Here is a 724-nt window from a genome sequence, read left to right on the forward strand (position 1 = left end):
GTCATGCCGATGCGCGTCATCGGCGGCAGCCAGCCGGAGACGGTCGGCCAGACCCCCCCGGTCAGCCAGCCGGCACCGGTCGAGAACACGACACCCGTCGAGAACACGACACCCGTCGAGAACACGACCCCGGCCCCGGCACCTGTTGCCCCGGCCCCCGCCCCGGCACCTATCGCCCCGGCCCCGGCACCTATCGCCCCGGCCCCGGCACCTGTTGCTGAGGCCCCGATCTCTGCTGCCCCGGCACCCGCCCCGGCAGCCACCACCCCGGTCCGTGAGCTGGTGAACGCCAACGTGGCGACGCAGCCTGAGGCTCAGGTCCCTGCGGCCCTGACCAACGGCGTCGCCGACGCGGCGTCCTCGGACGCAGCGGTTCCTGCGGCGCTGACCAACGGGTACGCCGCCCCGACGAGCGAGGCGCCGGTCCAGGCGTCCTCGCCCGTGCCGAACCAGGCTGAGGCACCGTCCGACTCCACCGCACCGACCAGCGGGTTCACCTCGCCGGAACGGAGCGGCTACGAGTGGGCGGCTGCGCCCGAGACCAGCGGAGCGAACCGCGGCGTGGGAGCAGGCCTTGCCCTGCTGTCCGGCGGAATGGTGCTGCTCCTCGCTGGGTTCACCCTCGCCACGCTCTCCAGAAGGAGAGAGAAGGCGAAGGTAACCGGCAGCTAGTCCCATGGGAGCCCGCCGCCTGCACCGGGCGGGCTCCCGACGGCACCACCGG

1 protein-coding gene is annotated in these 724 nt (G+C 73.6%); it reads left to right on the top strand.

Going from position 1 to position 724, the window contains the following annotated elements; all coding sequences use genetic code 11:
• Positions 1-672: hypothetical protein (locus WD250_02405; protein MEX2619049.1), on the top strand; the 672-nt coding region annotated here is incomplete at its 5' end.
• Positions 673-724 lie beyond the last annotated feature (52 nt).

This window comes from Egibacteraceae bacterium, assembly GCA_040905805.1.
Lineage (GTDB): Bacteria > Actinomycetota > Nitriliruptoria > Euzebyales > Egibacteraceae > DATLGH01.